Source organism: Phormidium sp. CCY1219, assembly GCF_055795085.1.
In genome coordinates this window covers 1-299 of sequence record NZ_JAYFEQ010000037.1, presented here as the reverse complement: position 1 = coordinate 299, position 299 = coordinate 1, and the positions used below count along the sequence as shown (strand labels likewise).

Below are 299 nucleotides of genomic sequence, written 5' to 3'. Positions count from 1 at the left end.
TTGGCGCGGTTGATCACGTCGGCCCAGGTGTTCACCACGCGACCTTGAGAGTCGATGATGGACTGGTTGAAGTTGAAACCGTTGAGGTTGAAGGCCATCGTGGAAATACCCAAAGCGGTAAACCAGATGCCAACCACCGGCCAAGCAGCTAAGAAGAAGTGCAAGCTGCGGCTGTTGTTGAAAGAAGCGTATTGGAAGATCAAACGACCGAAGTAGCCGTGAGCTGCAACGATGTTGTAGGTTTCTTCCTCTTGTCCGAATTTGTAACCGTAGTTTTGAGATTCGGTTTCGGTGGTTTC

General features: G+C 50.5%; 1 pseudogene. It reads right to left on the bottom strand.

Annotation, left to right across the window (positions count from 1 at the left end):
- Positions 1 to 299: pseudogene (locus AC0QH1_RS00335) on the bottom strand (photosystem II q(b) protein); the annotation flags it as partial.